We start from the raw sequence: 11,658 nt of genomic DNA, 5'->3' as shown, positions 1-11,658 counted from the left end.
GCCGCAAGATGCAGATGAACGACAGCCAGCGTATCCCGGCCTCAAAGGAGAAGGTGTGGGCCGCGCTCAACGATCCCGACATTCTGAGACGGTGCATTCCCGGCTGTCAGTCGCTGGAGATGGCTTCTCCGACCGAGATGACTGCCACCATCGTTTTGAGGGTGGGACCGGTGAAGGCAACCTTCGGCGGCAAGGTGACGCTGTCGGAACTTGATCCTCCGAACAGCTACCGGATATCCGGGGAGGGATCGGGCGGCATCGCCGGCTTTGCCAGAGGCGGCGCACTTGTCACGCTGGCGTCGGAAGGGCCGGACCTGACCGTACTGACCTATGCGGTTGAAGCGCAAATCGGCGGCAAGCTGGCGCAGCTCGGCGGCCGGTTGATTGATTCCACCGCGAGGAAGCTTGCCGGCGAGTTCTTCAAATCGTTCGGCGAGGTCGTAGGCCAGGCGGCGACGGCCGGCGTCTGAGCTGGCGGCCTTGGTCTGACCGCATCTTCGGCTAAGCTATCCGGTGACAAATACACTGGATGGGAGTGATCGGATCATGACCAAGGAAGGCTCTTCCGACTGGCTCGGCCTGTCGGGCCGCGTTGCCGTCGTCACCGGCGGAGGCGGCGGCATCGGCCGTGCCACTGCGGTCAGTCTCGCGCGTGCCGGCGTCAAGGTCGCCGCGCTCGATCGCGACGAGCGCGGACTTGCCGAGACCAAGGCCAAGCTGCGCGAGTTCGGCGACGGCCATCTCGTCGCAAGCTGCGACACCACCAGCGAGGACAATGTCGCTGCTGTCGCCGAGACCGTCGCGCGCACGCTTGGTGCCTGCGACATCCTCGTCAACACCGCGGCGGTGCTGCGTCCCGGCGGGCTCGACACGCTGCCGCTCGCCGAATGGAACGCGGTGCTGGCGGTCAATCTCACCGGCTATTTCATCTGCGCGCAGGCGTTCGGCCGCCAGATGCGCAAGGCTGGGCGCGGCAGCCTGATCCACGTTGCCTCGATCGCCGCGAGCAATGCGCAGGGACAGAGCGGCGCCTACAGCGTCAGCAAGGCCGCCGTCGTGATGCTCTCGCAGCAGCTCGCCGCCGAATGGGGACCGCACGGCATCCGCAGCAATGTGGTCAGCCCCGGCCTCGTCGTCACGCCGATGAGCCAGGCCTTCTACGATACGCCGGGGGTTACCGAGCGGCGCACCGCCGTGGTGCCGATGCGTCGGATCGGCGCGCCGCAGGACATGGCGGATGCGACCCTGTTCCTGGCGAGTGACAGGTCGTCCTACGTCAACGGTGAGGAGATCATCGTCGATGGCGGCTATGCGCGGACGCTGATGAGCCACGTGCCGCGGCCGGGGTTCTAGCGGGCGAGTGCCGCATATTCGGTGTCGTCCCGGCCTTGAGCCGGGACCCATAACCACCGACGTTGATTGTTGTGAAGGCTGGGGCCACAGCTGCGCTCCGCAACCGGGCACCTATGGTTATGGGTCCCTGCTTTCGCAGGGACGACAGCAACTATTGGACCTAATCGAACAGGCTGGAAACGGACTCTTCCGCCGCGGTGCGGCCGATCGCTTCGGCGATCAGGCCGGCGATCGAGATCTGGCGGATGTTCGGCGCTTTGTTGACGGCCTCGGTCGGCAGGATCGAGTCGGTGATGACCAGCTCCTTCAGCCGCGACGAAGCGATGCGCGCGGCGGCGCCGCCGGACAGCACGCCGTGGGTGATGTAGGCCGAGACCTCCTTGGCGCCGTGCGCGATCAGCGCCTCGGCCGCGTTCACCAGGGTGCCGCCGGAGTCCACAATGTCATCGACCAGGATGCAGTTGTAGCCGGCGACGTCGCCGATCACGTTCATCACCTCGGACTCACCGGGACGCTCGCGGCGCTTGTCGACGATCGCGAGCGGGGTGTTGATGCGCTTGGCAAGGCCGCGGGCGCGCGCCACGCCGCCGACGTCGGGCGACACCACCATCACCTTGGCGAGGTCGAACTTTTCCTTGATGTCGCGCACCATCAAGGGCGCTGCGAACAGATTGTCGGTCGGGATGTCGAAGAAGCCCTGGATCTGGCCGGCATGCAGGTCGAGCGTCATGACGCGGTCGACGCCGGCGTGCGAGATCAGGTTGGCGACGAGCTTGGCCGAGATCGGCGTGCGCGAGCCGGACCTGCGGTCCTGCCGGGCGTAGCCGAAATACGGCACCACCGCGGTGATGCGGCGCGCCGAGGAGCGGCGCAGCGCGTCGGTGATGATCAGCAGTTCCATCAGATTGTCGTTGGCCGGAAACGACGTCGACTGCAGGATGAACATGTCCGAGCCGCGGACGTTCTCCTGGATCTCGACGAAGATCTCCATGTCGGCGAAGCGCCGGACCACGGCCTTGGTCAATTCGATGCCAAGGCCCTTGGCGATATCTTGCGCCAGCGCAGGATTGGAGTTGCCGGCGACGAGCTTGATTGATCCGTTCTTTGCCGACATCGATGCTTCCCCCCGCGCCTTGCTGGATACGACGTTCAGCATCTCAAGTCCTTACAGAACCGGCGGGTTTTCGGTGCGCGAGGGAATATCAGGCAGGCGGCTCCGATGGCAACCCATTAGCCCGCCTTCGTTGCGGTTTTCCTGGGCAAAAAACGCCTTTCCCCGGGAGATACCGGGGGTTAGTTGGCGGAATAGCTGAGCGCCACGGTCTCGGCGGGCGCCGGGGCGCTGACCATCGCCGGCCCGCGGAGCTCCGGGGTCGGGGCGGACGCCGGGCCGTCGGCCGGACCGCCATTGATCATGCTGGAGAGGCCGCTGAGGCCGGCCTGGGCGATCCTGCGCAGCACCAGATCGTCGGCGGCGGCCCAGGCGTCGCGGCCGGCCTTGCCGGCGGGCTCCTCGCCGGAGAGCCGCAGCGCACGTTGCTGGTTGCTGTCGTAGACGTCCCACACCCATGCGATCATGGTGCGGCCGCGTACCACCTGCGCCGACAGATAGCTGCGGACGCGATAGGCCGCGGTGCCCTGGCGCGACACGATCGACAGGCTGCGCAGCTTGGATTCGCTGTCGAGCACGCCGACCATGCGGTCGAACACCTGGGGAGGCGGACCGTCGATCGATTCGAACGCAACGGTCGCGCCGCCGCCGCTCGCCGGCGTTGCCATGGCGTAGGAGTCGGCCACGTTGCCGCCGGCCGCGCAGCCGCCAAGCGCGCATGCGATCGCCAGCCATCCGGCTGCGATCGCGGCACGTACGACTGTCCCAGTTTGAAACTGGTGATTTGACGCTTCCCTCATTGCGTCCTGCGATATCGTTAAAACGGCTTAACGTCTAGGGCAGGACGGCCACAGCCCTTAACCGATCCGAGGGCTGCGCCACGAGGTTTCGGATTTCCTTGCTCAGTCAGAGAGATGGTGCCGCATGGCTTCGGTGATCCAGGCCCACTCGCGGTTCGGGCTTGCGTCCGGCTTCTGCCCGCGCATGATGGCGACCAGCTCCCAGTAGCGCTCCGCCCGGGCATCATGCAGCGCGTACTTGCCGCGAATCCAGTTGCGGAAGTCCAGATCAGGCTCCCGCTTCAACAATCGCGCAGACGTCTCGAGCCAGTCGCGCGCCAGCGCCTGGCCGACCTCGGACGCAGGCTCAAAACCGCGCGCGATGATCTCCTTGGCTTTGGCCAGGACGGTTTCGTTGGCCTTCTGCCAGGCGGCGAGGTCGAGCACGTGGTGATTCCAGACGTCCTCGGCGTTAGCGCGCATGTTGGCGACAAGCGACGGATCGCTGAGCATCTGTGAAAGCTCGATCCAGGCATCGCATTGCTCGGGCGTCGGCTCGTCGGGCAATTCGGGCACGCTGGTCTCGATCATCTGCCGGATCCAGTTCCGGTCGATGTTGATGCCGTCGGACACCTTCTCGAAAAAGCGTTCGACGACGTTGCGGCGCTCGGTACGGGACAGCTGCGTCATGGTCAGGAATCTCCTCAGATCTGCTTCGGTGAGTTGCGGTGAACGCAACGCAGCCCGCAGGGCCGAGGCGACGCGGCGCTGCGCCGCGATCTCCGCTTCCAGCGTTTCGAGGCGGAGCTTCAGCGCCTCGACCAGCGAGAGCTCCTTGGTCAGGACCTCACGGATGGCGTCGAGACCGAGCCCCGCATCGCGCAGGCAGCGGATCAGGTCGAGGCGAACCAGTTCGTCGTCGGTGAAGACGCGATAGCCGCTCGCGGTGCGGCCGGCCGGCGGCAGCAACCCCTGGTCCGAATAGAAGCGTAGCTTGCGGACAGAAATTCCGCTGAGCCGCGCCGCCTCGCCGATGCTGTAGGTGCGTTGTGTCATGCGCCGCTTGTCCGGTCTCCAGCAGGTGGAGAGTCAAGACGCTTGTCGCACAAAAATGAAGGGGTCGTCCGGCGTCAGCCTTCCAGCGCGATGGCGTGAACGTGCCGGCCGTAATCGGCTTCCTTGCGGTGCACCGAGCGGCGGTAGCTGAAGCAGCGCTCGTCGGAATAGGTGTCGATGCCGAGATCGTCGATCATCAGCACGCCGGCATTTTCCAGCCGCATCCGGATGAAGCCGGCGAGATCGAACATCGCGTGGCCGTCGCGTTCGCCGGGCATGAAGAACACGCCGTTCTCGGCATCGGCCTCGATGAAGCGCTCGACGAATTCGTTGCCGACCTCGTAGGATTCCTTGCGGATCAGCGGACCGATCGCGGCGACGATGCCGCCGCGTTCGGCGCCGAGCTTCTCCATCGCATCGATGGTCGATTCCAGCACGCCGGTCAGCGCGCCCTTCCAGCCGGCATGCGCCGCGCCGATCACCCGCGCATTGGGATCGACGAACAGGATCGGGCCGCAATCGGCCGTCGTGACCGAGATCGCAAGCCCTTCGGTGCGGGTGACGAGCGCGTCCGCCTTCGGGCGCGGCGCGCCGTTCCACGGGCGGTCCACGACGGCGACGTCGGGCGAGTGCACCTGATGCACGCTGATGAGATGATCGAGCGGCACGCCGAGCTGCTCCGCCATCCGCCGCCGGTTCTCCGCGACCTTGGCCGGATCGTCGCGCGAGCCGAGCCCGCCGTTGAGGCCGGCATAGACGCCCTCGGAGACGCCGCCCTCGCGCGAGAAGAAGGCATGGCGCAGGCCCGGTATGGCCGACAGCAGCGGTGATCCCAATGTCATTGTTCGGTCTCGTCAGGCTGATCGCTGAGACCAGCGATCGAGGTGAGGCGCGGGTCGGAGACGGCCATGACCTTGAACATCGAGCCCATCCCGCCGCGCCCGGAATCGGTCAGCCGCTTCAGCGCGCCGGCGATGTCGGCGGACATTTCGGGGCTGGCTTTCGCCATCAGTCCGGCCGCCCGGGCTTCGACGCCGAGCCGCTTGAGGAAATCGCCCTGCGTCGCCGGCCCGTGGACGCGTGCGCCGACATCCTCGGCGGCCCGCGCCAGGGCCTGGAAGTCGACATGCGCGGTGACGTCGGCCTGTCCCGGGTTCTTCAGCGGGTCGGCGAAGCTGTGGCGCGCGATCGCCTGGAAGGTGTCGCCGGCGTCGCTGCGCAGATGGCCGTAATCGATGATCAGCGCGGCGCCGTCATGGTCGCGCACCCGCGTGGCAAGCTTCATGATCTCGTTGTCGGGCCGCCATTCGAACACCGCACCTAACGGCGCGGCGCGCACCAGCGGTGGCAGCAGGATTTCGAAGTGCGGTGTCGGCTCGGGCGCGGGGGCGAAATACAAATTGCCATTGGCATCCATCCCGACCGTGCGCTCGTGCCAGCCGCTCTCGCGGCGGACCATCTGGTGGATCGGCAGCACGTCGAAATATTCGTTGGCGAGGATGACCGCCGGTCCTTCCGGCACGTCATCGATGCTGTCGTGCCAGGTGATGTCGTGCACGCCGGTTAGCGTCGCCTCCTGCTTCTCGCGCAGCACCGGATTGACCTCGACGAGGTGGATGCTGAGCGACTGATAGAGCGGCGGCAGCACGCGCAGCGCACGCAGCGCATCCGACATCATGGTGCCGCGGCCGGGGCCGAGCTCGATCAGACGGAACGTCTCCGGCGAGCCGATCGCGCGCCAGATCGAGGCGCTCCACAGCCCGAGCAGCTCGCCGAACATCTGGCTGACCTCGGGCGCGGTGGTGAAATCGCCTTCGCGGCCGAGCGGATCGCGCGACAGGTAATAGCCGTACTGCGGATGCATCAGGCACAATTCCATGTAGCGCCAGACCGGCATCGGCCCGGACAGCTTGATCAGTTTCCTGATCTCATCCAGCAGCGGGGAGGGTTCGCTCACGGCCTTCCTTGGATTGCACTTGCCTTGGATTGAACTTGTTCAGGTTGAGCTCGACGCCGTTCCGTTCGCCCTGCGGCGGACGGCGGCCGTGATGATGATAACGCCCACGATAATCATTGGCACCGACAGCAGCATCCCCATGGTTAATCCGCCCCACAGGAATCCGAGCTGTGGATCGGGCTCCCGGAAGTGCTCGCCGATAATCCGGGCGATGCCGTAGATGGTGATGAAGCTACCGAGGATCAGGCCGGGCCGCTTCAGCGCGCCCATCCGGATCATGATCGCGAGTATCGTGAACAGCACGATGCCTTCGAGGCCGGCTTCATACAGCTGGCTCGGATGGCGCGGCAGCGGCCCGCCATTGGGGAAGATCATCGCCCAGGGCAGGCTCGGGTCGGCGTGCCGGCCCCACAATTCGCTGTTGATGAAATTGGCGAGCCGGCCGAGGAACAGCCCGATCGGCGCGACCGCGGTGGTGATATCGCCGAGCGACAGGATCGGGATGCCGTTGCGGCGGGCAAACAGCATCACCGCGGCGACGCAGCCGAGGAAGCCACCGTGGAACGACATGCCGCCCTTCCACAGTTCGAGGATCTCGGACGGATGCGCCATGAAGAACGGCAGATTGTAGAACAGCACGTAGCCAGTGCGGCCGCCGACGATGATGCCGATGGTGACCCAGAGGATGAAATCGTCGAGCTGCGGCAGCGTGATCGGTGCCGGGCCGCCCCACAGCCGCTCCTTCTTGATCAGCGAGCGGGCGTAGATCCAGCCCAGCACGATGCCGACGATGTAGGCCAGTGCATACCAGCGGATCACGATCGGCCCGAGCGCGAGCGCGACGGGGTTGAACACCGGGAAGTCGATCAGCAGGAACGGCATCGTGCGGGTTGAGACTCAGTTCGCGAGGTTGCGCCGGTAGAGCGCGAGCAGCCGCTCCCAATGGCGTTCGGCGGCGTCGCGGTCATAGACCGGGCGCTTTGGGAACGCAAAGCCGTGATGCGTGCCGGGATAGATCTCGACCTCGTTGTTCGATCCCTTCATGCCGGCCTTGACCTGCTCGATGATTTCCTGAGGTGCGTAGATATCGGTCTCGGCGCAGGCGAAATAGAGTTCGGCTTTGGTCTTTTGCGCGGCAAGATGCGGGCTGTCCGGCTGGTCGGTCGCGAGATGCGTGCCGTAGACCGAGGCGGCGGCCTTGACCCGATCGCCGAAATGCGTCGCCGCGTTCACCGCATAGCGGCCGCTCATGCAGTAGCCGACGGTGCCGATGATCTTGGTGTTCGCGGCCTTCTGCGTCTCCGCATAGGCGAGCAGGCCCTTGGTGTCTTCCATCACAAGCGGGATGTTGAGCGAGTGCATCAGCTCGAACATCCGCTTGCGCTCGGGCGATTCCGGATCGGGATTGATCGGGCCGAGCTCCATCACGCCGGCGCGGTAATACATGTTCGGCAACATCACGTAATAGCCCGACGTGCCAAGCCGGCGCGCCATATCGCGCAGCTCCTCGCGGATCGCCGGGGCATCCATATAGAAGATGACGACCGGGAAGGGGCCGCCGCGCTCGGGATGGGTGATGAAGGTGGTGGTCTTGCCGTCCTTGGTGGGGATCTCGACGGTCGCTTCGATCATGGCGTTTCTGCTCGCGTTATGTGTGCGATTTCTGTTGTGAGTTCATACGATTGCAAGGAAACCGGAGCATGACAAGGCAGGCTCACGGGAAGCCTGCCATTCGCGGCGGACTTGAACCGGATGGCTGACATCGCCATTGTCTTATCGCGATTCAGTGAACGCGGAGAGTTTTGCGAGATGACCCAGACCAGCAACCGGTTTTTCGATGAGATCGGCCGTCTGATGAACGACGCCGCCGGCGCCGCCCAGGGCGTCAAGCGCGAGGTCGACACGGTCATGCGCAACCAGGCCGAACGCATCCTGCGCGACCTCGACGTGGTCAAGCGCGAGGAATTCGACGCGGTCAAGGACATGGCCCGCCTGGCCCGCGAGGAGAACGAGGCGCTGAAGGCCCGGATCGCGGCACTGGAAGCCAAGCTTGGCGTGGGTGGGGCAGGCTGATCCTGGTCCGCTCGTCATGGCCGGGCTTGACCCGGCCATCCATCTGCTTCGCAAAAGGCCGCTTTCTTGATGGATGTCCGGGTCATAGGCGAGCAGAAGCGACGCCGTCCTTCGGACGGCTATGCCGGGCATGGCGAGTTTGAGAAGGCCTGAGAAAAATCCCTTCATTTCCTTGTCATTTCGGCCCTTTGGGGCTAAAAGCCCGCCACGTCCGCGGCCCCCGCACCCCTGGAGGCTTGCTGTGGACTTGAGCATGGGCCGCGCTGCGGCCTTTAACTTTTTAAATACAAGGACTTAACGCTATGGCGACCGTCAAGGAATTGAAGGCGACCGCGCGTCCGCAGAGCGGCAAGGGGGCCGCCCGGGCAGAGCGTCGCGCCGGGAGAGTTCCCGGAGTGATCTACGGAGACAACCAGCCCCCCCTCACCATCTCGGTCGACGATCGTGAACTGCGCCAGCGCATCCTGGCGGGCCGGTTCCTGACCACGCTGTTCGATATCGATGTCGAGGGCAAGAAGCACCGCGTGATTCCGCGCGACTACCACCTCGACCCGGTGAAGGACTTCCCGCTCCATGTCGACTTCATGCGGCTCGGCGAAGGCGCGACCATCCGCGTCAGCGTGCCGCTGCACATCGTGAACGGTGAAAGCTCGCCGGGCGTCAAGCGCGGTGGCACCGTCAACATCGTCACCCACGCGCTCGATCTCGAGTGCTCGGTGGACAACATTCCGCAATACATCGAGGCTGACGTCGGCGCGCTCGAGATCAGCTATTCGCTGCATCTTTCCGACGTGAAGCTGCCCGCGGGCGTGAAGTCGCTGACCCGCGAGGACGCGACCCTGGTCACCATCGTGCCGCCGTCCGGTTACGCCGAAGAGCAGAAGGCCGCAGCTGCGGCGGCTGCTGGCGGCGCTGCTCCGGCTGCGGGTGCTGCGGCCCCGGCTGCGGCGGCTCCGGCTGCGGGCGCTGCGGCTCCGGCCGCGGGTGCCAAGGCTCCCGCCGGCGGTGGCGACAAGAAGAAGTAATCGATCAGGTCGGCGCGCGATCGTCTGATGGCGCGCCGATTCGGGATGCCGCGCCATGCGCCTTTTTGTCGGTCTCGGTAATCCCGGCGCGAAATACGCCAGCAACCGGCACAATATCGGTTTCCTGGCGGTCGATGAGATTGCACGGCGTCATGGTTTTGCACCATGGCGCCGTCGCTTTCAGGGCGAGACCTCCGAAGGCGTCGTCGATCGTGAGAAGGTCGTGCTGCTGAAGCCGACCACCTTCATGAACGAGTCCGGGCGCGCGGTGCAGGAAGCGGCGAACTTCTTCAAGCTCGCGCCTGCCGACATCACCGTGTTCCAGGACGAGCTCGAACTGCCGCCCGCCAAGGTGCGGGTCAAGATCGGCGGCGGGATTGCCGGCCATAACGGGCTGCGCTCGATCTCCGCGCATATCGGCAACGACTATCGGCGGGTGCGGCTCGGGATCGGTCATCCCGGCGTCAAGGAGCTCGTGCACAGCCACGTGCTGTCGGACTTCGCGAAGAGCGACCGGGCGTGGGTGGAGGCCTTGTGCCAGGCCGTCGCCGACAATGCCGGCCTGCTGGCTGCGGGGCAGGACGCGTCGTTCGCCAACAAGGTGCATCTGACGATGCAGGCCAAGGGATTTTTCGACACCAAGGACGAGGGGCCTTAGCAGACCCTCGTCACTCAGTTCAGCCGCGCAGCGTGCGCGCGAGAGATCGGGACGAACATGGGATTCAAATGCGGGATCGTCGGGCTGCCTAACGTCGGCAAGTCGACGCTGTTCAATGCGCTGACCGAGACGGCGGCCGCCCAGGCGGCGAACTATCCGTTCTGCACCATCGAGCCGAATGTCGGCGAGGTGGCGGTGCCCGATCCGCGGCTGGAGAAGCTGTCGGCGATCGCGAAATCCGCGCAGATCATCCCGACCCGGCTGACCTTCGTCGATATCGCCGGCCTGGTGCGCGGCGCGTCGCAGGGCGAAGGCCTCGGCAACCAGTTCCTTGCCAACATCCGTGAGGTCGATGCCATCGCCCATGTGGTGCGCTGCTTCGAGGATTCCGACATCACCCATGTCGAAGGCAAGATCGCGCCGCTCGCCGATATCGAGACCATCGAGACCGAGCTGATGCTGTCGGATCTCGACAGCCTCGAGAAGCGCGTCGACAATCTGTCGAAGAAGGCCAAGGGCAACGACAAGGAAGCCAAGGAGCAGCTCGAGCTGGTCAACCGCGCGCTGGCGTTGCTGCGCGACGGCAAGCCGGCCCGCGGCATGGAGCGCAAGCCGGAGGAGGAGCGTGCGTTCCGCATGCTCGGGCTGCTGACTTCGAAGCCCGTGCTCTATGTCTGCAACGTCGAGGAAGGCTCGGCCAAGGACGGCAATAATTTCTCCAAGGCGGTGTTCGAACGCGCCAAGGAAGAGGGCGCGGTCGCGGTTGTGATCTCGGCCAAGATCGAATCCGAGATCGCGACGTTGTCGCGCGAGGAGCGTGTCGACTTTCTGGAGACGTTGGGCCTCGAAGAGGCCGGGCTCGATCGCTTGATCCGCGCCGGCTATCGGCTGCTCGACCTCATCACCTATTTCACCGTCGGCCCGAAGGAAGCCCGCGCCTGGACCATCGACCGCGGCACCAAGGCGCCTGCCGCCGCCGGCGTGATCCATACCGATTTCGAGAAGGGTTTTATTCGCGCCGAGACCATCGCGTATGACGATTACATCGCCGGCAACGGCGAAGCCGGCGCGCGCGACGCCGGCAAGCTGCGGCTGGAAGGCAAGGAGTACGTCGTCGCCGACGGCGACGTGATGCATTTCAGGTTCAATACCTGATTGTTCTGTTCAGCGGCGCATAAGCACCGCTCTCTCCCCACGTCGTCCCGGGCAAGCGTAAGCGCGACCCGGGACCCATAACCACAGGGTCGTGTTGTCGAAGCACGCTGTGGCCCCAGCTCGCTCCATCCCAACGTTCGGTGGTTATGGGTTCCGGCTTTCGCCGGGACGACACCGAATATGCGGCGTTAGCGATCCGCCCGCCCGATCACATCCATCAGCTCGGTAATCTTGCGCCGCTGGTCGGCCTTGTCGCCGGACGAGATCGCATGCTCGACGCAATGCGCCACATGATCGCGCAGGACCTCTTCCTCAACGCGGCGCAGCGCTGCGCGCGCGGCGGCGATCTGCGTCACCACGTCGATGCAATAGCGGTCGTCTTCGACCATGGCGGCCAATCCGCGGATCTGACCCTCGATCCGTTTGAGCCGTTTTAAACAGGATGCCTTGACCTCGTCTCTCATCCGTCTCATATACCCCCCTAGGGTATG

Annotated in this window: 14 protein-coding genes; 6 read left to right on the top strand and 8 right to left on the bottom strand. The window is 65.2% G+C overall.

Annotated features, from left to right (window positions below):
• Positions 1–8 precede the first annotated feature (8 nt).
• Both JQ616_RS01235 and JQ616_RS01230 read left to right on the top strand, forming a co-directional pair.
• Complete coding sequence (locus tag JQ616_RS01235) at positions 9–470, top strand: SRPBCC family protein (protein WP_212011618.1); 462 nt, start codon at positions 9–11, stop codon at positions 468–470.
• Between the two features lie 76 nt (positions 471–546).
• Positions 547–1,353 carry an SDR family NAD(P)-dependent oxidoreductase gene (locus JQ616_RS01230; RefSeq protein WP_212011616.1) on the top strand — a complete coding sequence of 269 codons (807 nt, stop codon included), beginning with the start codon at positions 547–549 and terminating at the stop codon, positions 1,351–1,353.
• A 160-nt stretch (positions 1,354–1,513) separates the two neighbouring features.
• Here the strand turns inward: JQ616_RS01230 and JQ616_RS01225 are convergent, their stop codons facing one another.
• The 7 genes from JQ616_RS01225 to JQ616_RS01195 form a co-directional block, all read right to left on the bottom strand.
• Complete coding sequence (locus JQ616_RS01225) at positions 1,514–2,467, bottom strand: ribose-phosphate pyrophosphokinase (RefSeq protein ID WP_028344316.1); 954 nt, start codon at positions 2,465–2,467, stop codon at positions 1,514–1,516.
• A 179-nt stretch (positions 2,468–2,646) separates the two neighbouring features.
• Positions 2,647–3,264 (bottom strand): hypothetical protein, encoded by a 618-nt coding sequence (locus tag JQ616_RS01220; RefSeq protein WP_212011614.1) that lies wholly within the window; start codon positions 3,262–3,264, stop codon positions 2,647–2,649.
• A gap of 102 nt (positions 3,265–3,366) precedes the next feature.
• Positions 3,367–4,299, bottom strand: a complete 933-nt coding sequence (locus tag JQ616_RS01215; RefSeq protein ID WP_212011613.1) for a MerR family transcriptional regulator — start codon at positions 4,297–4,299, stop codon at positions 3,367–3,369.
• A gap of 74 nt (positions 4,300–4,373) precedes the next feature.
• Positions 4,374–5,141 (bottom strand): peptidoglycan editing factor PgeF, encoded by a 768-nt coding sequence (gene pgeF, locus JQ616_RS01210; protein WP_212011610.1) that lies wholly within the window; start codon positions 5,139–5,141, stop codon positions 4,374–4,376.
• Positions 5,138–6,196 carry a class I SAM-dependent methyltransferase gene (locus tag JQ616_RS01205; RefSeq protein WP_212013073.1) on the bottom strand — a complete coding sequence of 353 codons (1,059 nt, stop codon included), beginning with the start codon at positions 6,194–6,196 and terminating at the stop codon, positions 5,138–5,140. Before JQ616_RS01205 ends, pgeF begins: the two co-directional genes overlap by 4 nt.
• A 99-nt stretch (positions 6,197–6,295) precedes the next feature.
• Entirely contained in the window at positions 6,296–7,138 is an 843-nt protein-coding gene (gene lgt / locus JQ616_RS01200) for a prolipoprotein diacylglyceryl transferase (protein WP_212011608.1), read from the bottom strand.
• A 15-nt stretch (positions 7,139–7,153) separates the two neighbouring features.
• Positions 7,154–7,888: a dienelactone hydrolase family protein gene (locus tag JQ616_RS01195; RefSeq protein WP_212011606.1), complete on the bottom strand. Its 735-nt coding sequence runs from the start codon at positions 7,886–7,888 to the stop codon at positions 7,154–7,156.
• Between the two features lie 177 nt (positions 7,889–8,065).
• On the opposite strand from JQ616_RS01195, the gene JQ616_RS01190 reads away from it, so the two are divergent.
• From JQ616_RS01190 to ychF, 4 genes are all read left to right on the top strand, one after another.
• A complete protein-coding gene (locus tag JQ616_RS01190) occupies positions 8,066–8,329 on the top strand; it encodes an accessory factor UbiK family protein (protein ID WP_212011604.1) in 264 nt (87 codons plus the stop codon).
• A 302-nt stretch (positions 8,330–8,631) separates the two neighbouring features.
• The gene (locus tag JQ616_RS01185; protein ID WP_212011602.1) at positions 8,632–9,354 is read left to right on the top strand and encodes a 50S ribosomal protein L25/general stress protein Ctc; all 723 of its coding nucleotides are present in this window, start codon (positions 8,632–8,634) and stop codon (positions 9,352–9,354) included.
• A gap of 55 nt (positions 9,355–9,409) precedes the next feature.
• The gene (pth, locus tag JQ616_RS01180) at positions 9,410–10,012 is read left to right on the top strand and encodes an aminoacyl-tRNA hydrolase (protein ID WP_212011600.1); all 603 of its coding nucleotides are present in this window, start codon (positions 9,410–9,412) and stop codon (positions 10,010–10,012) included.
• A gap of 57 nt (positions 10,013–10,069) precedes the next feature.
• Positions 10,070–11,167 carry a redox-regulated ATPase YchF gene (gene ychF, locus JQ616_RS01175; RefSeq protein ID WP_212011598.1) on the top strand — a complete coding sequence of 366 codons (1,098 nt, stop codon included), beginning with the start codon at positions 10,070–10,072 and terminating at the stop codon, positions 11,165–11,167.
• Positions 11,168–11,355: 188 nt separating this feature from the next.
• Here ychF and JQ616_RS01170 read toward each other — a convergent pair whose 3' ends face one another.
• Complete coding sequence (locus tag JQ616_RS01170; protein WP_212011596.1) at positions 11,356–11,631, bottom strand: metal-sensitive transcriptional regulator; 276 nt, start codon at positions 11,629–11,631, stop codon at positions 11,356–11,358.
• Between the last annotated feature and the right edge of the window lie 27 nt (positions 11,632–11,658).

Source organism: Bradyrhizobium tropiciagri, assembly GCF_018130545.1.
Classification (GTDB): domain Bacteria; phylum Pseudomonadota; class Alphaproteobacteria; order Rhizobiales; family Xanthobacteraceae; genus Bradyrhizobium; species Bradyrhizobium tropiciagri_A.
This window is presented reverse-complemented; position numbering and strand designations above follow the sequence as displayed.